This is a genomic window from Bacillus sp. T3 (assembly GCF_033449965.1).
Lineage (GTDB): Bacteria > Bacillota > Bacilli > Bacillales > Cytobacillaceae > Bacillus_BU.
Genome location: NZ_CP137761.1, coordinates 3,380,083 through 3,401,724, shown reverse-complemented (window position 1 = coordinate 3,401,724; position 21,642 = coordinate 3,380,083). Strand labels below are relative to the sequence as shown.

The 21,642-nt window shown below is 38.8% G+C and carries 22 protein-coding genes and 1 pseudogene; 19 read left to right on the top strand and 4 right to left on the bottom strand.

All coding sequences use genetic code 11. The annotated features are described in order from the left end of the window. Positions 1-88: 88 nt before the first annotated feature. Complete coding sequence (locus tag RGF10_RS17430; RefSeq protein ID WP_318509556.1) at positions 89-931, bottom strand: YitT family protein; 843 nt, start codon at positions 929-931, stop codon at positions 89-91. A 701-nt stretch (positions 932-1,632) separates the two neighbouring features. Between RGF10_RS17430 and RGF10_RS17425 the strand changes: the two genes are divergently transcribed. The 5 genes and pseudogenes from RGF10_RS17425 to RGF10_RS17405 all read left to right on the top strand — a co-directional run bounded on the left by RGF10_RS17425 (position 1,633) and on the right by RGF10_RS17405 (position 7,734). Next, entirely contained in the window at positions 1,633-3,162 is a 1,530-nt protein-coding gene (locus tag RGF10_RS17425; RefSeq protein WP_412176641.1) for an NADH dehydrogenase subunit 5, read from the top strand. 2 nt (positions 3,163-3,164) lie between these two features. Next, positions 3,165-5,787: pseudogene (locus RGF10_RS17420) on the top strand (DUF2309 domain-containing protein). A 39-nt stretch (positions 5,788-5,826) separates the two neighbouring features. Beyond that, positions 5,827-6,207 carry a Na-translocating system protein MpsC family protein gene (locus RGF10_RS17415; RefSeq protein ID WP_318504116.1) on the top strand — a complete coding sequence of 127 codons (381 nt, stop codon included), beginning with the start codon at positions 5,827-5,829 and terminating at the stop codon, positions 6,205-6,207. A 23-nt stretch (positions 6,208-6,230) separates the two neighbouring features. After that, the gene (locus RGF10_RS17410; protein ID WP_318504114.1) at positions 6,231-6,722 is read left to right on the top strand and encodes a carbonic anhydrase; all 492 of its coding nucleotides are present in this window, start codon (positions 6,231-6,233) and stop codon (positions 6,720-6,722) included. Positions 6,723-7,185: 463 nt separating this feature from the next. Next, on the top strand, positions 7,186-7,734 hold the full coding sequence (locus RGF10_RS17405; RefSeq protein ID WP_318504113.1) for a DUF2179 domain-containing protein: 549 nt from the start codon (positions 7,186-7,188) through the stop codon (positions 7,732-7,734). A 124-nt stretch (positions 7,735-7,858) separates the two neighbouring features. Here the strand turns inward: RGF10_RS17405 and RGF10_RS17400 are convergent, their stop codons facing one another. Further along, complete coding sequence (locus RGF10_RS17400; RefSeq protein ID WP_318504111.1) at positions 7,859-8,743, bottom strand: MurR/RpiR family transcriptional regulator; 885 nt, start codon at positions 8,741-8,743, stop codon at positions 7,859-7,861. Positions 8,744-9,043: 300 nt separating this feature from the next. Here RGF10_RS17400 and RGF10_RS17395 point away from each other — a divergent pair, with 300 nt between their 5' ends. The 3 genes from RGF10_RS17395 to RGF10_RS17385 all read left to right on the top strand — a co-directional run bounded on the left by RGF10_RS17395 (position 9,044) and on the right by RGF10_RS17385 (position 12,561). Next, positions 9,044-10,456, top strand: coding sequence for a 6-phospho-beta-glucosidase (locus RGF10_RS17395; protein ID WP_318504109.1), 1,413 nt, complete (start codon positions 9,044-9,046; stop codon positions 10,454-10,456). Positions 10,457-10,680: 224 nt separating this feature from the next. Then, positions 10,681-11,517, top strand: a complete 837-nt coding sequence (locus tag RGF10_RS17390; RefSeq protein WP_318504107.1) for a Cof-type HAD-IIB family hydrolase — start codon at positions 10,681-10,683, stop codon at positions 11,515-11,517. Positions 11,518-11,688: 171 nt separating this feature from the next. Further along, positions 11,689-12,561, top strand: coding sequence for an SDR family oxidoreductase (locus RGF10_RS17385; protein WP_318504105.1), 873 nt, complete (start codon positions 11,689-11,691; stop codon positions 12,559-12,561). A 152-nt stretch (positions 12,562-12,713) separates the two neighbouring features. Here RGF10_RS17385 and RGF10_RS17380 read toward each other — a convergent pair whose 3' ends face one another. Next, positions 12,714-14,474, bottom strand: a complete 1,761-nt coding sequence (locus tag RGF10_RS17380) for a sigma 54-interacting transcriptional regulator (protein WP_318504103.1) — start codon at positions 14,472-14,474, stop codon at positions 12,714-12,716. A gap of 196 nt (positions 14,475-14,670) precedes the next feature. Here RGF10_RS17380 and RGF10_RS17375 point away from each other — a divergent pair, with 196 nt between their 5' ends. From RGF10_RS17375 to RGF10_RS17325, 11 genes are all read left to right on the top strand, one after another. Further along, positions 14,671-15,834: an acyl-CoA dehydrogenase family protein gene (locus RGF10_RS17375; protein WP_318504101.1), complete on the top strand. Its 1,164-nt coding sequence runs from the start codon at positions 14,671-14,673 to the stop codon at positions 15,832-15,834. 120 nt (positions 15,835-15,954) lie between these two features. After that, the gene (locus tag RGF10_RS17370) at positions 15,955-17,013 is read left to right on the top strand and encodes a thiolase C-terminal domain-containing protein (RefSeq protein WP_318504099.1); all 1,059 of its coding nucleotides are present in this window, start codon (positions 15,955-15,957) and stop codon (positions 17,011-17,013) included. Next, positions 16,997-17,134, top strand: a complete 138-nt coding sequence (locus RGF10_RS17365; protein WP_318504097.1) for a thiolase C-terminal domain-containing protein — start codon at positions 16,997-16,999, stop codon at positions 17,132-17,134. The genes RGF10_RS17370 and RGF10_RS17365 overlap by 17 nt, the downstream gene beginning before the upstream one ends. Before the next feature lie 119 nt (positions 17,135-17,253). Further along, positions 17,254-17,697: a MaoC family dehydratase N-terminal domain-containing protein gene (locus RGF10_RS17360; protein WP_318504095.1), complete on the top strand. Its 444-nt coding sequence runs from the start codon at positions 17,254-17,256 to the stop codon at positions 17,695-17,697. A 27-nt stretch (positions 17,698-17,724) separates the two neighbouring features. After that, positions 17,725-18,120, top strand: coding sequence for a MaoC/PaaZ C-terminal domain-containing protein (locus RGF10_RS17355; protein ID WP_318504093.1), 396 nt, complete (start codon positions 17,725-17,727; stop codon positions 18,118-18,120). Between the two features lie 19 nt (positions 18,121-18,139). Further along, positions 18,140-18,871 (top strand): SDR family NAD(P)-dependent oxidoreductase, encoded by a 732-nt coding sequence (locus RGF10_RS17350; protein ID WP_318504092.1) that lies wholly within the window; start codon positions 18,140-18,142, stop codon positions 18,869-18,871. Next, positions 18,855-18,953, top strand: a complete 99-nt coding sequence (locus RGF10_RS17345; protein ID WP_318504091.1) for a hypothetical protein — start codon at positions 18,855-18,857, stop codon at positions 18,951-18,953. Before RGF10_RS17350 ends, RGF10_RS17345 begins: the two co-directional genes overlap by 17 nt. A 106-nt stretch (positions 18,954-19,059) precedes the next feature. Further along, positions 19,060-19,653: an AMP-binding protein gene (locus tag RGF10_RS17340; RefSeq protein ID WP_318504090.1), complete on the top strand. Its 594-nt coding sequence runs from the start codon at positions 19,060-19,062 to the stop codon at positions 19,651-19,653. Continuing rightward, positions 19,637-20,125: an AMP-binding protein gene (locus tag RGF10_RS17335; protein ID WP_318504088.1), complete on the top strand. Its 489-nt coding sequence runs from the start codon at positions 19,637-19,639 to the stop codon at positions 20,123-20,125. Before RGF10_RS17340 ends, RGF10_RS17335 begins: the two co-directional genes overlap by 17 nt. Then, positions 20,122-20,271 carry an AMP-binding protein gene (locus RGF10_RS17330; RefSeq protein ID WP_318504085.1) on the top strand — a complete coding sequence of 50 codons (150 nt, stop codon included), beginning with the start codon at positions 20,122-20,124 and terminating at the stop codon, positions 20,269-20,271. Before RGF10_RS17335 ends, RGF10_RS17330 begins: the two co-directional genes overlap by 4 nt. A 77-nt stretch (positions 20,272-20,348) precedes the next feature. Continuing rightward, the gene (locus tag RGF10_RS17325; protein ID WP_318504083.1) at positions 20,349-20,687 is read left to right on the top strand and encodes an AMP-binding enzyme; all 339 of its coding nucleotides are present in this window, start codon (positions 20,349-20,351) and stop codon (positions 20,685-20,687) included. Positions 20,688-20,837: 150 nt separating this feature from the next. On the opposite strand, the gene dapB is transcribed toward RGF10_RS17325, so the two are convergent. Then, positions 20,838-21,596, bottom strand: a complete 759-nt coding sequence (gene dapB, locus RGF10_RS17320; RefSeq protein WP_318504081.1) for a 4-hydroxy-tetrahydrodipicolinate reductase — start codon at positions 21,594-21,596, stop codon at positions 20,838-20,840. Positions 21,597-21,642 lie beyond the last annotated feature (46 nt).

Here is a 21,642-nt window from a genome sequence, read left to right as displayed (position 1 = left end):
GTTTTTGGCACAAGTTGATTTAAGCGGAAATCACTCTAATGTAACACAGCCATTTCAAAAGAAAGCAGAGGGTTAGTTTCTTCTGCTTTCACCATACCTGATGGAAACGTCCAATAACACTTTGAGTGGATATGACAGTGATAAAGGACTGGGGATCTTTGCTTTTTACTATTTTTTTCAGACTTGGCAATTCACCTTTTACTGTTACACAAAGTAATACTGTTTTGTCTGCATGGGTGTAGCCACCGTTTGCATGCCACATTGTCGTTCCACGATGTAAATTCTGATTGATTTCTTGGTTAACGTCCTCGCCTTTATTGGTGATGATTAAGACTGATACTCGATTAACATTATTTAGGACCACTTCATACATTTTCATTGAAATAAACATAGAAATGATTGTATATAAAGCAATTTCACTATTAAAAACAAAACCGGAAGCGATTACAATGCTTGCATTTATAGCCATGTTTGCCTTTCCAACTGATATATTTGAGTATTTGGCAATAATTCTGGAGAGGATGTCAAGTCCGCCTTGAGAACCACCTCTTCTTAAAACAATGCCACATCCGATTCCGTTGAGTGTTCCTCCAAAAATAGCAGCCAGTAAAATGTTATCCGTCCATAAATGTCGAACCGGAATGATGGATAAAAAAGTAGATAATAACACAATGGAGAGTATCGTATAAATACTAAATTTTCTTCCTAAAAATTTATAGCCTAATATCATCAAAGGAATATTCAAAATAAAATAAAAAAGCCCGACACTAATTGGAAAAAAGTGATGGATAAATTGGGAAATTCCTGTTAAACCGCCTGCTAAAAGTCCTGATGGTCTGGTCAACATATTAAGGGCTACAGCGGAAATCCCTGTCCCAACGATAATCATAAGCAAATCTAAAACAATCGATATATTTTTTCTCTCAGTCATTGACAATGTATCGTCCCTCTTGAAAAATAATGCATAAAAAAATAAATGCATTATTTATGATGTGATTTTAAAATGTTTCTCATATCTTGTCTCATAAGTAACAATAAAATACAACTCTATATAAACTTGAGACTCTAGAATCTTGGGAAGGTTTTCCGCTTCATTTTTTGAATTGAAATAATAAAAAGGGTTTCAAATACTTTCCCGAGTCGTATTTCGTAAAATGCAATCAGCGTATTTTCCACAACACTTGTTAAAGCTATGATAGGTATTTTTTTCGTTCAAAAAAGGCAACAGTCCAATTATTGTGTATTGAACTTGACAGAAAGGTAAATAGATAGTAACATATCCACTATAATAATTGTTTAAAAGATTCTGTTAATAAAGATTGCTTTAGCATAAAGTTAATAGTTGACTAGATGAAAAAGTAATCCTATTGGAAAGGCATTTTTTGAACAAAGTTGAATAAACTTTTTATAAGTAAATGAAGAAAATTTGTATAATTGGTAGACTATGTAAAAAACCAACATTGGCTAGTTAATAGTAAACCGACAATTTAGGAGTTTAATGGTTTGGAAGAACCCTTAGACTTATAAAATTGTCGGTTTTTTTGTTTGTCTAAAAAAATAGTAGAGAGGAAGTAACAAAATGAAGCAAATGATGAAGATTTATGTTTACGGAAATTTGGCTGCTTCATTGCAATGGGGGAATGCGGCATGATAGTTTCCTTGCCAATCGTATTTTTTATATTGCTCGCAGTGTCTGTACTTAGCTCATTATTCCTAATAAGCCCAAAAGTTCCCTTACATTTTGTCCGAATTCATATCGGTATAAATTCGTTGCCCCAGGTAGTTGCACTGGTAGCTCTTGTTTCTGACCATGGGGGGGTGAGCTTGGGGCCTTGGCGCTTTGATAACTTAACATGGCTTTTAGCCTTGTTTGTTTTAATAGTAGGATTAATTGCCCAGCGCTATTCTGTTCATTACTTACTTGGTGACAAAAATTACCGAAAATATTTTGCACTTCTTACCATTACCACAGCAGCTGACTCACTTACTTGGCTTAGCAACGATCTTCGCCTACTGTTGTTTTTCTGGGGTGTAACCCTTCTTGGGCTTACTTTGCTCATCGGTTTAAAAAAAGAATGGCAAGTGGCAAGAAATGCAGCTGGGGTTACGGGACGAATTTTTGCCATTAGCTGGATTATCTTAGTATTCGTCATCATTTGGGTAACGCAAGTAACAGGGCACTGGCAGTTATCTCAAGTTCTTTCCCAAAATAGCTTGGCGCAATTCGCTACATGGGAGAAAACAAGTATAAATTTACTGTTCATCCTAAGTGTCATTATACCTGCCGCACAATGGCCGTTCCAACGCTGGTTGTTAGATTCGGTTGTTGCCCCAACACCTATATCTGCAGTAATGCATGCGGGTATCGTAAATGCGGGTGGAATGATGTTAACTCGTTTCGCACCTTTTTTTAACGGGGATTCAGCACAGTATGTTTTACTCGTTATATCCAGTCTTTCTGTATTAATAGGAACTGGAATTATGTTAGTTCAAGTTGATTATAAACGGCAACTGGTTGGATCTACGATTGCACAAATGGGGTTCATGCTCATTCAATGTGCATTAGGTGCCTATTTGGCTGCTATCATTCATGCAGTATTACATGGGCTGTTTAAATCCACGTTATTCCTACAGTCGGGATCTGCCATTCGTCAACATGAAACAAATCTTGAGAAAATAAAGCAAACGTTAAATATATGGACAATTTCAGGAGTTATCTTTAGTGGAATGGTAGCTATTGGTTATTGGCTTTCTTCGCATGGAGAGGCATATCAAATGATAAGCTCAGTAGCTTTAGGATGGTCAGTGTTCCTTGCATGGACGCAATTAGTGGCTACTGGCAACGGGCATATCGCTCGAATGGCCGGATTTTCTATATTTGCTGGAGCAGCGCTTCTTTACACGATGATCCATTCAGTCTTTTATAAATTGTTAGAAAAAACCATTCATACAGGAATACAACCTCCCACCTTCGCGGCAATTTTGCTAGTGCTAGTCTTGTTGATGATCAGCATTTTAGGTGCCTGGTTCTCCCGTAACCGAACATCAACAACCTTTGCAATCATTTATCTTTGGTTCGTACGAGTGGGAGAGCCACATCAGAATTTGATAGAAAGCCATCCTAAGTATTTGACACAAATCTTGTATCGAGGAGGTAAATAACCATGAATACCAGTTTAGCAAAAGTATTAAATTGGGAAAAAGAACCTGATTTTCTTGATCTTAATATTTGCGATTTGGTTAAAGCAGCCAGTAAGTCAATTGCACCCCTGGGTCCTATTAACACGTTTGCAGCGCGAAATCCCTGGGTGGGATTAGAAGAACAACCATTTGAACAAGTAGCACGCAGATTTCAACATACTTGTAATGTTGATCTATTGCCGAATGAATCAATTTTCCTGTCGGCATGGAAAAGGGGAGAGATTAATCAGGATTTTCTTGAAGAGAGCCTTCAACAATGGCTTGATTCTCAAAATTTGGATCTGCAAAGAGAGGAGGTGGAGCGGTATTGTTTGGCAGGTCTGAACTTGGAAAAGCAATCAGGTCATACCGTATCCACTCCTGAAGTAAAGATTTTAGCAAAAAAATTAAATAAGTTTTATACCCAAATCTCCAAAGAACATGGCATACAGACGAAAAGTCAGCGCCTCGAAAACTTGAACGGTGAAAGGGTCGCTCAGGAACTTAATAGTCATATAATCAAGTGGTGTAAATTGTTCTTGAATCAAACTCATTCTGTCTGGTCCATGCCAAATCGCGAAAAAGGATTCTATTATGCTTGGAGGAGACTTGTCCAATACGACCCATCACTTAACAAAAAACAACAAAGTCAACTTAAGAATCTAAATATGGAGGCTGACCATGCTTTAAAAGAAGCATTATTAGCACTTGAAATCCCGAATTCGAAGATACAGAACTATCTGGAAGCACATTTACTTGCCTTGCCAGGGTGGGCAGGAATGATGCTGTGGCGTTCTAAGGAATCGCCTCAAGAAAATTCATTGCTAATGGAATATCTAGCTGTTCGAATATCAATGGAAGCCATTTTGGTCAAACCGCATCTTCCGTTGCCTAAGCAAACTTTAGACAATAAAGTGAATGTAGAATCATTGATTTTAACTTGGATAGATTGGGGTAAACTGCCAATCAATGCATGGTCAAAATTCTCTGCTAAAGAAATAATGGCTCGATTGACACTGGCCTATCATTTTGATAGGATTCTCCACAAATTACTTTGGCTCGAGGCATGGGAAAAAACTTACGAAAATCAGTTAATGCAGACGATAACCTCAAAACAAGATTCGGAGAAAGAAAACGTGAAGCAAACAAAAGCTCAATTTGTATTTTGTATTGATGTTCGTTCAGAGGTTTTTCGCCGAAAACTTGAAGAAGCAGGAGATTTTGAGACCTTGGGAATCAGCCGGCTTTTTCGGATTGCCGATTGAAAAGAGTGAGCTTGGCAGCCATCACAGCCACAACTCCTTGCCTGTTATGTTCAAACCGGAATTAAAGGTAATGGAATCTTCAACTGAGCCCGAATTAAATTTATATCAACAACGGAAACAAGCGAGCGGTGCTCTAAGTTATACATTTAAAACGATGAAACAGAATCTGTTTGCAAGTATGGTGCTACCGGAAATAAGTGGACCTTGGCAAAGCGTTCAAACATTGGCACGGAGTTTTATTCCTCGGGGAGCAGGTCTAGTATTCCGTAGGCTTCATGAAAAATGGCACAACAAACCTGTTACTGAACTTTCAATTGATCATAACCACACATCAGAGTCTGAGCTCCCGATTGGATTTACCGATGAACAGAAAGTACAATATGTACGGCAGGCTTTAAAAATGATGGGGCTCACAGAGAAATTCGCACCTTTAGTAGTGATTTGCGGTCATGGAAGTCACAGTACAAATAATCCATACTCATCTGCTTTGGACTGTGGTGCATGCGGTGGGGCATCAAGCAGCTTTAATGCACAAGTACTGGCGAGGTTGTGTAACCTTCCAGAGGTAAGACAGACACTCGAAAAAGAAGGAATTTTCATTCCGAAAGAAACTGTGTTTACTGCAGCAGAACATATCACAACACTCGATGAATTGCGTTGGCATTATGTACCAACCTTGTCAGATGAGGCTCAAGCAACATTCGTTCAAGTCAAAGAAACATTAACCATTGTCAGAAATGAAGCCAATGCAGAACGGATATCAAAGTTACCGAATGTTGGTAATACTAACAAAGATCCGAGCCTTGAGGCACAGCGCTTCGCAGAAGATTGGAGCGAGGTTCGTCCAGGAATGGGGGCTTGCAGGTAATGCAGCATTTATAATTGGTGAGCGTCAGTTAACCAAAACACGTAATTTAAGCGGGAGAGCGTTCCTCCATAACTATAATTGGCAGAAAGATCCGAATGGAGCACTACTCACCAAAATCATATCTGGACCTGCAACGGTAGCCCAATGGATAAACCTACAATATTATGCATCAACTGTTGCACCTCATTATTATGGCAGCGGAAATAAAGTGACTCAAACTGTTACATCCAGGTATCGGAGTGATGCAGGGGAATGCTAGTGATTTATTGTCCAGGTCTTCCATGGCAGTCGGTTATGAAGTCGGATCAAGAAATCTACCATGCTCCTTTACGTTTGTTGGTCTTGATTCAAGCTCCATCGGAATATATTGAGCGACTACTGAATCAAGTCCCAGCTTTTCAGGAAAAAATTCAAAACGGATGGATACGTTTGGCATCGATTGATACAGAAGGAAATTGGATGAGTTGGACTTAACACGGACATTTTTTTACAAGGAAAGAAGGAGACGGGACTATGACGGTTATATCAAAGGGAGCTCTTGAAGCTGAAATAAGTAAAGCATTAACTCATTGGGAGAAACACTATCTTGGACGTGGCTCCGTATCGGTTAAATCGGATATTATGCGTGACATGATTATTGTTGTCTTACGCGGGATCTTAACTCCGGCTGAATATTCACTTTGCCAAGATAAAGAGGGGTTAATGTCTGTTAAATTGAATCGAAATAGTTTGGTGGAGTCAGGTTTAGAGGAATTAAAGGAAATTATTTTTAACATAACCGGACAAAAAGTAATAAGTTTTTTCACCGACCTTAGTACACAGTCGGGAGAACGAATCATGGTTTTTAAGCTATCAAGTGATTTCCAAAGTAAATTATCGTTTGGAGAAATATAAATGAAGGATGGGGTGAACGTGTTGTGAATTTAGAGGAACAGAAAAAAGTACTATTTGTGATTGGAATGGAACACAACCTAGAGACCATAATTAAGCAGAATATGAATATCAATCCGGAAAGTAGCTTATTTATACACCGTGATCGACCGGAAGCCCTAGAGCCTTTTGGCAATTTAATGAGGGACATCATTATTTCTGTTTATATGGAAAATGTTGAGGAAATCTACTTAGTTTCCACTCAGGATGAAAAGAAGAAAGAAAAAAGTATCCTAAATAAAATTTATGAAAAAATAGAATCACAAGAGGAAATTCAAACACTAGATTACCTTTTTAAAAATTGTATGCCAGAGTTTCCTGACAGTAATTTAATAGAGTGGCTAGAGGGAAGCCAAACTTTAACGGATGTACAAAAAAGGATTGATGTTATTCGAAATCATCCTTTAATGCCGTCCAATATAAAAGTCACCGAATTATTTATTCACCAGGAGAACAAAAAAATTATTTTGGAACAGTGATAAAAATGAGACATATAGAGTTCAAAGTTAGCAGCTTATGAGTAAGTATTTTAGAGTAATCTAGATTTAGAAGGTTTAAATATTGGATAAAAACAGTACGAGTGAAAAATTCACTCGTGCGTTTTTATATATATTTCTCTACAATGAATCAAGTGAATACTATTCATCAATAGATATTGAGTGAAACATTCTGTGTAACAAGACTTGTAGTTTTTTATATGAGTAGGTATCAAAATAAAAACAATCCAGTCCAATGAGGCATTCAAACCTATTAAACAGACGTTTCATGGAAGCGAGTCTGTTTTTTTTTCATTAAACTCTAATATTAGTGATTTGTAATATTTGAAAAATTATAATTTTTTAATCAGTAATGTCTCCTACTTCTTTACATGATAAAATGAATGAACCTTGTATAGAAACTATACTTATTCATAAGAGTTAAATCAGCTGGGAGGAGTTACATATGCTATTAAATATTCTATTGATTTTTGCGCTTCAATTGGTCTATGTCCCAATCTTGACACTTCGGACGATTTTTTTAGTGAAAAATATGAGCGTGGCAGCTTCATCATTTGGCATACTGGAGGCCCTCGTTTATGTATTTGGACTGTCCTTAGTTTTTTCGGGTAAACAGAGCATTGCTGAAATGGTCGTATATGCAATAGGGTTTGGAGTAGGATTATATATTGGTTCACGGATCGAAAATAAGCTAGCGATTGGTTACACTTGTTTAGTTGTCAATTTAATGGAAATGAATGAAGAACTGATTACTTTATTAAGAAATAAAGGATTCGGTGTTACCATCTTTGAAGGCATGGGACGTGATAGTAAAAGATTTCAATTAGAAATATTAACTAAGCGAAACCGCGAAAATGAAGTGATTGACTTAATCGAAGAATACGAGCCAAAAGCGTTCATCATTTCATATGAACCGCGAAAATTTAAAGGCGGTTATCTCATTAAAACGATGAAGAAGCATTTGAAAAAAGGCACCACTGTGAAACAAATGTAACTTAATTATGTAAAAAAGGATTGTGTGGATAGTTATAAAACTAACTCACAATCCTTTTATTATACAGGCGCAATCCCCACATTTAATCAATTCTTGTTGAAAAGTTATTCTGTTACAGTCTAATTTAATCGTTATCCTGTATCGTTTCTTGCATAACTTCGTTGGAGCTTTTTCTGTGATCGAAATATTTGGAAATGTTGGTTTTAAATTCAAGGTTCTTTTTATAGTCTTTGGAAAAAACACTAGCATAGAGAACATCTAATAAAAAGCAGATGGAATCGTTCGTAGTGAAACTCCCTATTTTAGAATACAATCTTTCCCGAGTGGTAATTCGTAAAATGCAATCCGCGTATTTTGTCAGCGTATTTTCCCCAATACTTGTTAAAGCAATGATGGGTATTTTTTTTCGCTTCAAAAAAGGCAACAGACTAACAATATCGTCACTTTCCCCACTATAAGAGATCACAATGGCACAAGTTTCACTATTAGAATTTACCGCTTCGAATTGTGGATCAACTGTACAGAGACTGACATGTTTTCTAATTCGGTTCATCTTCGTTTTAAAATCATAACAAATCAACAAATTATGATTCATGGAAAATACTTTAATATGTGCTGCTGTATCCAACATATTCGTCGCTCTTTGCAAATCATCATAATTTATGAGAGACAGAGTATCACTAATCGTGTTTTGATTCAATAAAGCCATTTTATTGGCAACGGTCATGACACTATCATGTTCATCAAAAGGATAATTAGCATCAATAGACGAAAAATGCCTATTTAGATAGTAAATTTCATCAAGAAAACTATTTTTTAATTCAATCCAACCACTATAACCCAATTTTTTAGCGATTCTTATTAAGGTGGATGGGTGAGTGTAAGTCTCTTTCGAAATTTGTTTAGTTGTTTTATCTTTAATATTCTCTCTCTGTTTAAACAAATAATCGATTATGTCCCTTTCCGATGAAGAAAAAATATCCTCTTTCATTTTCTCTGTAAGTAACATTTGTAATCACCTCAAATATTATATTCGTTTGTAAATCGTATTTACAAATTTGGTTTGTTTTTGTAAATGAAAATGTAAATGAACAATGAGTTTCCCTCTAATGTATTGATTATATTCTACCTTGTTTTTATACTACAAGTAAGAAGGAAGGAAGTAAAAATCTAATCTTTATTACTTTCCCTCATTCTTAAATTAATTTACGATTTTATAAATTATTTTGTAAATATTTTTGCGAAAAGAGAAACACTCCCTTTATAGTACGATAAAAAATAGGTAAAGAATTAGAGGAGGAAATCTACAATGTCAAAAGGCGTAAAAATTGTAACCATTGGTGGAGGCAGCAGCTACACTCCTGAGTTAATGGAAGGTTTTATTAAAAGATATGATGAATTGCCAATTAGAGAAATGTGGCTTGTTGATATTGAAGCTGGGAAAGAAAAACTTGAAATTGTTGGTGAGATGGCCCAAAGAATGTGGGATGCTTCTCCATATGATGTAAAAGTCCATTTAACACTAGATCGCCGTGAAGCGTTGAAAGATGCTGACTTTGTAACGACACAATTTAGAGTAGGACTACTGGATGCTAGAATTAAAGATGAAAGAATTCCTTTATCATATGGAATGGTAGGACAAGAAACAAATGGGGCAGGTGGTATTTTCAAAGCCTTCAGAACGATTCCTGTTATTTTAGGCATCGTTGAGGATATGAAAGAATTATGCCCGAATGCTTGGCTTATCAACTTCACGAACCCTAGTGGAATGGTTACAGACGCAGTCGTTCGCTATGGTAAATGGGATAAGGTTATTGGCTTGTGCAATGTTCCAGTTAATGCAATGGTAGCTGAACCGGAATTAATCGGGAAAAACATTGATGAGTTAATCTATTCTTTTGCTGGCTTAAATCATTTTCACTGGCACCGAGTCCAAGATTTACAAGGAAATGATATCACTTCTGAAATCATTGACAAATTATATGATGGAGATTCTGGTATCCCTACAAATATTCATGATATGCCATTTTTTAAAGAGCAATTGAAACAAATGAACGTAATCCCTTGCGGATATCATCGTTACTATTACCGTTATGACGAAATGTTAGATCATTTAATTGAAGAGTACAATGACCCGAATGTAGGAACAAGAGCACAACAAGTTAAACAGACAGAAGCGGAGCTTTTTGAACTTTACAAAGATCCTAACCTAAATCATAAACCTGAACAATTATCTAAACGCGGCGGCGCTCATTATTCTGATGCTGCATGTGAAACCATCGCATCTATCTATGCAAATAAAAATACACACATCGTTGTATCAACAAAGAATAACGGAGCTGTTCCAGATTTGGCTCCAGACGATGTAGTGGAAGTTTCTGCTTATATTGGTTCTGCAGGGGCAAGACCAATTGCGTTTGGTTCTCTTCAACTGGCAGAAAGAGGCTGGCTACAAGTCATGAAAAATATGGAATTATGTGTAGAGGAAGCAGCAGTTACTGGTGATTACGGATTAGCATTACAAGCCTTTATCATAAATCCATTAATCCCAAGCGGAGAAAAAGCAAAACGTGTATTAGATGAACTATTAATTGCACACAAAAAGTATTTACCTCAATTTGCTGAAAAAATTGCAGAATTAGAAGCTGCAGGGATTGAAGTAAAAGACGAAATTGCAAAAAATTTAGACAAAAGTCTAGTATCTACAGAAAATGTTGGTTAAATATCGTTGCGAATTGCCAATGATAAAAAGGTAAGAACATTCTCATGTTAATGTGAATGACGTAGCTCCAACTCGATATTAAGGTTGCAGACGAAACCTAAATTGTATCTTCATGGATTTGAAGGGCAATTTAGGTTTTTGTGTTTATAGGTATTCGTGTTTTTTGTATAAAAAATAATTACTATAGTAGGAACTTAATAAAAATAATATTAGAAGGTGTAAACATGCAAAAAATTATCTTCATCGATGTGGATGGTACACTGGTTAATGATCATGGTGTCGTTCCAGAATCGGCTAAACTTGCTATTCGAAATGCTAGGAAAAATGGTCACCTTGCTTTTTTATGTACGGGTAGATCGAAATCAGAACTATTCCCTGAAATCCTGGACGTTGGGTTTGATGGTATTATCGGTGCTGCTGGCGGCTATATCGAGTTGGAAAAAGAAGTATTGTTCCATGAATGTGTTAAAATACAGGACGTTCAACACTTGGTAGAGTTTTTTAACAGTCATGGAATTGATTTTTATTTAGAATCAAATGGAGGATTATTTGCAGGAGGAAACTGTAAAAAGCATATCCGAGACATAATAGAAAAGTTGTTAATGGAAAAACCTGAAGCGAAAGAAGAAATTGAAAAAGGAATTCAGCCATTTCATGATCTCATCATTGAGGGTGAGTATTTAATTAGAGAAGATATTAATAAGATATCCTTTTTAGATTCAGACTTGCCGTTCGAGATGATTAAAAAAGAATTCGAATCAAAATTTACTGTCATACCTAGTACTGTATCATTTTTCGGTAAGAATAGTGGAGAGTTATCCATTCCTGGTATTCACAAAGCAACTGCTATTGAAAAGTTGCTACAGCATTTAAAAATAAACAAAGAAGATACTTTTGCATACGGTGACGGATTAAATGATATAGAAATGCTTGAATTTGTCCAACACGGTATTGCTATGGGTAATGCAAAAGAAGCAGTTAAGAAAGTAGCTGACGATATTACTGAAACACATGATGAAGGTGGTATTTTTAATAGTTTTATAAAGTATGGGTTAATTTAGAAATCAAAATTTAATTGTTCTAACACTTGCAAGTTTAAAGTTTCATTGATATTTAATTGTCGGGCGAAAGTTCAATAAGGGAAGAATATATGAGTAAAAACGCACAGATTAAATAATTTCAGCCAATTCTCCAAAAACTAACAGGTGAAATGATCACTTGGAGGTATTAATATGAGTAGCAATCAAAATCAAAAGAAGCCAACTTTTCCCCCTCAGCATCAAAACACGCAGCCCGGAATCGAAACGGAAATGAATCCCCGTCCAACATCACTTAGCCCTACATACAAAGCTAGTGGAAAATTGGCTGGCAAAAAGGCGATAATCACAGGTGGAGACAGTGGAATTGGGAAGGCCGTTGCGCTTCTTTTTGCTAAAGAAGGGGCAGATGTTGCCATTGTCTACTTAAACGAACATGAAGATGCTAGTGAAACACAACAGCTTGTTGAAGCGGAAGGACGCAAATGCCTGCTGTATGCCGGTGATATCGGCAATGAAGATTTTTGTAAAGATACCGTGCAAAAAATCCTGTCAGAATTCAGGAGCTTGAATATCCTTGTTAATAATGCGGCTGAGCAGCATCCGCAAAAAAGCCTTATAGATATTACTTCTGCACAGCTGGAGAAAACATTCAGGACGAATATTTTTTCATTTTTCTACATGGCCAAAATGGCATTACCTCATTTAAAAAAAGGAGCTTCCATAATTAATACGGCTTCGATTACAGCCTACCATGGAAATAAGCAACTCATTGACTATTCTGCGACAAAGGGAGCCATCGTTTCTTTTACTCGTTCATTGGCATTGTCACTTGCCACCCAAGGAATCCGAGTAAATGCCGTTGCACCAGGACCGATATGGACCCCACTGATTCCCTCCACATTTACAGCCGACCAGGTCGCCACGTTTGGATCGGATACGCCAATGGGAAGAGCAGGACAACCGTTTGAGCTGGCACCAGCCTATGTTTATTTGGCCTCGGAGGATTCTAGCTATGTAAGCGGGCAGACCATTCATGTTAATGGAGGCACCATTGTAGGCGGATAAAAAAACAAGCATATCATATGTGGTAAATTTGTAGTCTAGGAAGAAGTGTAATAAGAAAGCCCAAAGCCTTTAATGATTGGCTTTGGGCATTTTCATTCTATCTTACACATTAATATTCAAGCATAATAACAATCATTGTTCCAAAATAAGGTTCATAGTTGATATTTCTTCATTTTCGCATAAAGCCATGGGCGACTAATACCAAGTATTTGACTGGCCTTCGTTTTGTTGCCTTTAGCTTCAGCTAGGGCAGAGATAATCATTTCTTTTTCGTTAGAATATAATCTTTCTTTATAAGATTGTATTCTGGGTTCAGCTGGAGGTGCTTCGGGTGTTGAGTTGTTGTCTTCGGTACTGCTAGTGATATTTGGAATGTCGTGAGCCTCAATGTAGTCTCCTGTTTTTAAATTTGCTGCTCGTTCGAGAATGTTTTGTAATTCCCGGACGTTTCCTGGCCATGAATGCCTCATCAGCTTCGCGAACGCAGAGTGGGTTACTCCTCTTATATAGAAACCGTTCTGTTTCAGGCGGTCAATGATGGCTTGAATAATTTCAGGCAGATCCTCTATCCGCTTCCGCAACGGGGGAATATTCAAGCGAATAATATTCAAACGGTAGTAAAGGTCCTCGCGAAATTTGCCTTCCTTCACCATTTGTTCGATGTTTTTGTTCGTCGCTGCAATGATTTTAGAGTTTAGATGAATGGTTTTGGCACTTCCAATTGGCTGAAATTCTCGTTCCTGTAGTACTCGTAGGAGCTTAACTTGAAGCTGAAGCGGCATTTCGCCAATTTCATCGAGAAAAATGGTTCCATTTTGGGCGAGCTCAAACTTCCCCTTCATTCCACCCTTTTTTGCCCCAGTAAAAGCCCCTTCACTATATCCGAAAAACTCCGATTCTAGCAATTCAGCCGGGATGGCAGCGCAATTGACTTGAATGAACGGCCCCGATTGCCCGGAGGCGGCATGAATCCCTTGGGCGAAGAGCTCTTTTCCTGTTCCGCTTTCGCCAACGATTAACACAGTGGACATACTCCGTGATGCTAAGGTCGCTTCTTGTTTTACTTTTCGAATCGCCTCCGATTCACCGGCGATATCAAAGAGAGTATATTTTGTTCCCTTCATCTCATTAAATTGATGTTGATAATCGGATAACTGTTTTTCAAGCTTTTTTACTTTGTTCAATGCCTCATGGAGGTGGGTGAGACCGCGATACGTAACCTTGCAGATTGCGCCAATTGTCTCCCCGTTTTCCTTTATAGGAAAAATAGAAATGAGTGATTGCTGGCCTTTGATAAGCTGCGGAGTATTCCGAATGCTCACGCCACTTTTGACAACCTGTTCAATATCAAGATATGGAAATAGTTTTTTACAAGATTTATTTAGGATTTCATCACTTGTCATGTCAAATAGGTCAGTAAAGCCTCTATTAACCATCGTGATTTCCGCTTTGTTGTTTACAAGAATAATGGCATCATAGGCCATCTCAATCACGGAGCGAAGCTTTTGTTCCCAAGCTTTGGTAGATTCAAACTTGCGTAAGTAAATATTGTAGGCGCTCAGTAATTGTTGAGTAGAAATCAAGCCGACCGGCTTCAAATCGTTATCAACAACCGGGGCATGTCCAATATTATGTTTTAATAACAGGCGTCGCGTTTCAACAATTTCGTCATCTGGAAAAATATAGATAGAATTCGGGTTAAAGTATGCTTCGATTGTTGTGTCAAAGGAAGGCTGTGTAGTTAATATGTTAAAGATTTTATTTTTCGTGATAATCCCAATTAATTTATTCGAATCATCGACAACAGGAAGGATATTTGAAGTTGTTTGTGTAAACATCGGAAGCACATCCCGTAATGTTTGATTTTTTGTACAGCATCTAAATGTTGTTGTCATCGCTTCAGATACGAGCAAATCGATTCACTTCCTTTTAAATATATTGTGGTTAAGAAAGTTTGTAAGCGTTAACAATTGAGTGTATATTTTTCTGACAATTTACAATATTTCGTAAACTAACCTTAACATATTTTTCTGTAAACTGCTTTCTTTTTATAGATGGCACGGGATTTGCATTGTATATAAGTAGAGGATCAAAAGGAGGGTAACGGCATTGAATTATAGTCTACTAGCGATTGAAGAAGAGATTACATTGTTTAAAAAAACGATTGAAGCCTTCGCCAAAAAGGAAATTGAACCCTATTACTCAAAATGGGAGAAGGATGGGATCCTTCCAAAATGGCTGTGGAAAAAGCTTGGTGAAGCCGGCTTCCTATGTGTTGATATTCCCGAGCAATATGGCGGACTGGGAGTCTCATTACCATTTTCAGCCTGTATTGTCGATGTGTTCTGCCGGCTTGGATTTAATTCTGTTGCGACAAATATCTCTGTTCATTCCAATATTGTAGCACATTATATTCTCAACTCTGGGAACGAGGCCCACAAGCAGCGATATTTACCGAAAATGGCTTCGGGAGAATGGGTGGGTGCTATTGCGATGACCGAGCCGGGTGCAGGTAGTGACTTGCAGGGAATCAAAACGACGGCAATCAAAAATCTAACAACCGGTGAGTATGTGATCAATGGCTCGAAGACCTTTATTACCAATGGCCAACACTTGGACTTCGCGGTTGTGGCAGCAAGGACAAATTTAGATGTTTCGGCTTCGAAAGGAACATCGTTGTTTATTGTGGAAGCTGGAAGTGAGGGGTTCATTAAGGGGAAAAATTTGAATAAAATCGGGCTCCATTCAGCTGATACGTCAGAGCTATTTTTCGATAGTGTGGTCGTTCCAGCAAGCCAAATCATTGGTGAAGTTGATAGCGGGTTTATTACGTTAATGAAAGAGTTACCTAGGGAACGGACGATTCTCGCAGTAGGAGCGTGCGGAGCAATGGAAGGTGCATTAGAAATCACAATTAACTATTTGCAGGAGCGTACAGCTTTCGGTAAATCACTGAACCAGTTCCAGGTTATTCGTCACAAAATTGCCGAAATGGTAACCGAAACAAAGGTTAATCGTGTATTTACGAATCATTGCATGGCGTTATTGGCGGATAATCGTTTGAGTGCAGCCGATGCGAGTGTAGCAAAATTGTCGACTACTGAAGCGCAAGGTCGGGTAGTTGATGGCTGCCTACAGTTGTTTGGCGGCTACGGTTATATGGAGGAGTACCCCATTTCTCGATTTTATACAGATGCAAGAGTGCAGCGAATCTATGGGGGTACATCCGAGATCATGAAAGAAATCATCAGCAAGGATGTACTAAGTAAGTAGATTTCTAGTGATAGTTTCTGGAAAAGCTTCATAGAGTTAATATTGTGCTAAAAAATTGTTTAGTGATGGTATGAGGAGATTCATTCAATAGAAAAAATCGTTTCACTAGGGGGAATGACAATGCCAAAGCACGCAAATATCATTGGTGTTAGTATGGTCAAATTTGAAAAACCTGGCAAGAATGAGCCTTACGAAATCATGGCTGCAAAAGCCATCAATGGTGCGCTGAAGGATGCGGGAATTTCGTACTCAGATGTTGAGCAAGCCTATGCTAGCTATGTTTACGGGGACAGCACTTGTGGGCAAACCGCACTTTATAAGGTGGGAATGACAGGAATTCCGATTATCAATGTCAACAATAACTGCTCGTCCGGCTCAACTGCTTTATTTTTAGCAAGACAGGCAGTGGAATCAGGGGCAGTTGATTGTGTATTAGCGTTTGGGTTTGAGGAAATGAAGCCGGGGGCATTAGGGGAAAATTGGGCTGATCGTACCTCGCCATTCCAATGGATGAATGACCGGTTTCACCAGTTGAATCCCGAAATGCCAGATGGTCCGTTTGCATTGAAGGTGTTTGGAGCAGCTGGGTTAGAATATCTAGAAAAATCAGGTGCCAATCCTGACATTTATGGGAAAGTTGCTGTGAAATCACGGCAGCATGCCATTCATAATCCGTATTCTTTATTTACAAAGGGAATGGATTTGGCTGAAGTCATGAATGCCCCTACCGTCTATCCAGGTCTAACACGGTTTATGGCCTGTCCACCAACCTGTGGGGCTGCAGCTGTTATTGTGTGTAGCGAACAATTTTCGAAAAAACACAACATCAATCGTTCGGTGAAAATCATTGCCCAAGCAATGGCAACAGATAAACCTGATAGCCATGAGGATTACATGCATTTAGTTGGCAGCGGTATGACTTCAACGGCCGCCAAGCAAGCTTATGAAATGGCCGGCTTTGGACCTGAAGCCATCGATGTCATCGAACTTCATGATTGCTTTACTCCGAATGAGGTCATTACCTACGAGGGCTTGGGCCTATGTGGCAAAGGAGAAGCGGAGAAATTCATCAATGATGGTGACAACACTTATGGCGGTAGGTTTGTTATCAATCCATCCTGGAGGCTTAATGTCCAAGGGTCATCCACTTGGGGCAACTGGTTTGGCACAGTCAACTGAGCTCGTTTGGCATTTACGCGGTGAAGCAGGAGATCGACAAGTAGAAGGTGCTAGGACTGCCTTACAGCACAACCTGGGCTTAGGTGGAGCATGTGTTGTGACAGTTTACCAAAAAGATTAAATAGGTCTTTAGAAAATCAATCTTAGTTGCAGCTTCATAAAAAGAAACTTCTATCTATTGATTTTTACTACTGGGATAAAAAATTTTCCTACCATATTTGTCGTTTAGGAGTGAAAAAAATGCTAAAGAACGTTTCCGATAAAATTGGTCTCGAATTTGAGACATACTGTTACACAGTTGAACGAGGAAAAATCAAGGAATTCGTCCAAGCGATTGGCGACGATAACAGCATTTATTACTGTGTTGAGGCTGCCAAAAGCGCCGGGTTTCGCGATGTTCCGATTCCCCCAACGTTTGCAACCGTAATCGACATGTGGGCGGGTCCTGATTTTGAGCAACTAATCGAGGCGCTTGAAATCAATCCCCTTAAAGTACTTCATGGTGAAATGCAGTATACGTATGTAGGCGATATTTATGCGGGCGATACGATTCATTGCAGCAGCAAGGTCACAGAGGCCATTGAAAAGCGAAAAATGAATCTATTTACAATTGAAACGAAGTACAAAAATCAGCATGATGAATTAGTCTTGATTTCCAGGTCAGTCGTAATAGAAAGACAGTAATCTATCATTCTTTTAAAAAGGAGCGAAATGATGAAAAGACTTCAACCATTGGAAAAACCACCGATTACACATAGCCAATTAGTTCGTTATGCTGGAGCGTCGGGTGACTTTAATCCGATTCATACCGTTGTTCCCATTGCTAAAAAAGCGGGACTGGATGACGTGATTTCGCACGGAATGCTGGTGATGGGATTTGCTGGGCAAGCACTGACACAATGGTTTCCACGTCAAAATTTACGAGATTTTAAGGTTCGATTTGTTCATATGACTCACCCTGGCGAAAAGCTAACCATCACAGGCCAAATTACGGAGGAAATAGAATGTGCTGGCGAAACAAGGATGTTAGGTGAATTGGTTGTAAAAAGCGATGAGCAAGTGAAGTTATCAGGAATTTTTGAAGTGGTAAAGGATGATAACGAATAAACGGAATGGAGGGAATCTAATGAAATTACTGGAAAATCAAGTTGCGATTATTACAGGATCCGGTCGAGGTGTCGGCCGGACATTAGCTGAAATCATGGTCGAGCATGGAGCAAAGGTGGTCATTTCCGATAAGGATCATCATGTTGCTGAGGAAACTTTACAAGCCATTACGGCAAAAGGTGGGGAAGCGATTTCCGTTGTCGGGGATGTTACGGAGGTTCATTTTTCAAAAAGGCTGATCGATGAAACGATTGCGGCTTTTGGAAAGCTAGACATTTTAGTCAACAATGCTGGATATACGTGGGATAGTTTAATTCATAAAATGTCCGATGAGCAATTTCAGAAGATGCTCGACATTCACCTCGTTGCTCCGTTCCGATTGATTCGCGAAGCGGCACCGTACCTTCGAGATGCTGGTAAGCAGGATATCGAGGTAGGCAGGGTCCATTATCGAAAGATCGTGAATGTATCATCTGTTGCCGGGGTGATGGGGAATGTAGGACAAGCCAATTATGCTTCAGCAAAGGCAGGATTAATCGGTCTCACGAAAACGGTTGCGAAGGAATGGGCTGGATTCAATGTGAATTGTAATGCCGTTGCTTTTGGGATGATTGACACGCGCTTAACTCAGTCCAAGGAAAAAGGAGAATCGGTTGATGGGGTGGCAGTCGGAATTCCGGAAAAAGGTCAGAAAGATGTTCGAGCAATCAATTCCGCAAAAGCGGGCCGGAACGATGAGAGAAGCCGCTGAAGGAATCTTTTATCTCGCCTCGCCATTATCGAATTATGTAAATGGGCAGGTGCTTAATATTAATGGTGGGATGTACACCTAATTGTTAGGTCGTGACCATCAAGTTTATTTTCCTATTATTCCTAATAAATATTGTGTTGTTGTATTGATGCGATTTTCATTTTATTAACAAATAAGGGAGAGATTATATGTTAATTTCGAAGGGGCTTCTTCATGCAGCAAGAACTTTTCCGGAAAAAGTTGCAATGATTGATGGAGACAAACGATTTACGTATTCTCAATTCGCCGCAAGAACTGCCAAGATTAAGCATTCACTCTCTCAGCTTGGTGTTAAAAAAGGGGATCGGGTTGCTGCCCTTCTTTTAAATGAATTTCGTTATTTAGAAATTATGTATGGGACAACAGCACTTGGAGGGATTATCGTCCCAATCAATACTAGATTAAGTGCCGAAGAGATTTCGTTTATATTAAATGATGCTGGGGTTGAAGTTTTATATATTCATCCGGAATTTTTAGGGATTTTATCAGAGATTAAACAACAGGTGAATGGGCTGCGCCATGTCATTCTTACTTCGGATGAAGACGATCCTTTAATTCCGAATGTTCAAAGCCATACCCTTCTATATGAGGAATTGTTGAAGCAGCAACCTGAGCAGCCATTATCAATTGAGGGAATAAGTGATGATGACGTTGCCGGACTGTATTACACGGGTGGGACGACCTGGACGCTCAAAGGGGGTCATGCTCACTCACAAGAACATTGTGATGAACGCCTACCATAGTATTTTATTTTACAGCGTCCTCAAGGAAAATGATGTATATCTTCATGCTGCTCCAATGTTCCATTTAGCAGACGGAGCGGCAACATTCTCCATTACAATGTTAGGTGCGACCCATACCTTTGTCCGCTCATTTACACCTAATGGGGTGCTGGAGGTCATTAAGGAGGCGAAGGTAACTTCATCGTTGCTTGTGCCAACGATGATTAATTTGCTCTTGAACATGCCGGAATTTGATAAACCATACGTCAATTCGTTGCGGACGATTATTTACGGAGCATCGCCAATGTCGGTCAGTGTTCTGCAGAAGGGCTTAGACAAGCTGGAGAATGTTCAATTTTGGCAAGCCTACGGTATGACGGAAGCGGCTCCAATTCTAACTCTCCTTCATGAACAAGACCATAACCTAGATGGAAGCGAAAAAAAAATTAATCGACTGGCAGCAGCAGGTCGTCCGGTTCTGGAATCGAAATGAAGGTTGTTGCTCCTGATGGCAGGGAAACGGCAATTGGTGAAGTCGGGCAATTCGTGGCAAAGGGACCAAATATTATGAAGGGCTATTGGAATTTACCTGAAGAAACCGCCAATGCCCTCCGCGATGGCTGGTATTACACCTGGTGACTTGGGCTATCGTGACAAAAATAACTATTTTTATGTTGTTGATAGAGCCAAGGATATGATCATTACTGGTGGAGAGAATGTTTACTCAGTTGAAGTGGAACAGACCATCAGTCAAATTCCTGGAGGTACTGGAGTGTGCGGTCATAGGTGTTCCAGATGAAAAGTGGGGCGAAGCGATTAAGGCTGTAGTTGCTTTGAAAAATGAAAACAGTATGACAGAGGAAGAAATCATCGTTTATGTAAAGCAAAAGCTGGCTAACTACAAGGTGCCAAAATCTGTTGAATTTGTTACCGAGCTTCCAAAAAGCGGCGCCTGGAAAAATCTTAAAACGAAACCTGCGCGATCAATATTGGCAGACGCAGGGGCGGAGAGTAAACTAATTTATTCATTTCCGATAATTAAAGGAGGCGGTTAGCCCAAAAAACTGGTTCATTCTGTATGTGAATTGGAAACTAAAGACAACACCATGTGTTTTAATATCGTAGAAAGAGCCTAGAATATGCAAGTTCCTATGGGGTACTTGCGTATTTAGGCTCTTTTAACTTTATGGTCAATAATTTTAAAATTATATTAAATTTTTCATATTATATAATCCAGCTTCTTTTCCTTTTAAGAACACGGCTGCGTTAACTGCTCCAACAGCAAATACTTCTTTAGAGGCTGCATGATGGGAAAGCGTGATGATTTCATCTCGGCCAGCAAAGATAATATCGTGATCCCCCACAATTGTGCCCCCGCGAATAGCGTGAAGACCGATTTCTTTCTTTGTTCTTTTTTCACGAACGCTTTGTCGGTCGTATGTATAAGAATATGGAGGATCTAATTCCTCGTTTATCGCGTCAGCTAGCATAAGTGCTGTACCTGAAGGTGCATCGATCTTTTGGTTATGGTGTTTTTCGACGATTTCGATATCAAACTGATCACCTAGTACAGAAACCGCTTTTTTAGCTAGTTCAGCAATCAAATTTACCCCAATCGACATATTTGCCGTGAAGAATAGGGGAATTTCTTTTGAAGCTGTATGGATCTTCTGAACTTCTTCCTGGTTATATCCAGTTGTCGCAATGACGAGAGCCACTCTGTTGGTGAGGCAATAATCAAGTAATTCATCAAGAACGGATGGGTGAGAAAAATCAATAATCACATCCGGTTCAACGGAAAGAGAAGAGAGCTGTTTTGGAGTCGACACCACTGGAAAACTAGTGGAACCTTCTGTATACTTGTCAATTCCCGCCACAACTTTACAATCATCTCTGGTAGAAATGATATTATGAATCACTTTTCCCATTTTACCTGAGCTGCCACAAATTACGATATTAGTCAAAAGTCTTCATTCCTTTCATTAGTAAACAGGTTGTATTTATTTTACC